The sequence below is a fragment of the Bradyrhizobium sp. BRP19 genome (assembly GCF_020194195.1).
In the GTDB taxonomy this organism is placed as follows: domain Bacteria; phylum Pseudomonadota; class Alphaproteobacteria; order Rhizobiales; family Xanthobacteraceae; genus Bradyrhizobium; species Bradyrhizobium yuanmingense.
In genome coordinates this window covers 1-449 of sequence record NZ_JADYVZ010000114.1, presented here as the reverse complement: position 1 = coordinate 449, position 449 = coordinate 1, and the positions used below count along the sequence as shown (strand labels likewise).

Genomic DNA, 449 nt, shown 5'->3' with positions numbered 1-449 from the left:
GCCGGCACCGTCCCTGCCGCCGCATTTGCGCAGTCGTCGAATGTCACGCTTTACGGCATTGTTGACGCGGGCGTCAGCTATCAAAGCCACGTGAACGGCGGCGCCAACGGCAACGGCTCGGTCACCGCGCTCACCTCTGGTGGACTATCTGGGTCGCGCTGGGGCATCCGTGGCGCTGAAGATCTAGGGAATAACCTGAAGGGCATTTTCGTATTGGAAAGCGGCTTTGACATCGACACCGGCAAATCTGCGCAGGGTAGTCGGTTGTTTGGTCGCCAAGCCTACGTTGGCTTGCAGGGCGATTTCGGCGCCGTCACGCTGGGGCGTCAGCAAAACGCACTGTACGACCTGTTCGCGGCTTACGATCCGATGGCCGTTGGACCAAACTACTCGCTGAATTCGGTGGACAACCAATTCAATGGCCGCGCCGACAATGCTGTCAAATACAC

The 449-nt window shown here is 59.2% G+C and carries 1 protein-coding gene; it reads left to right on the top strand.

Going from position 1 to position 449, the window contains the following annotated elements:
* On the top strand, nucleotides 1–449 hold a 449-nt coding region (locus I6F36_RS38745; protein ID WP_225173268.1), incomplete at both ends, for a porin.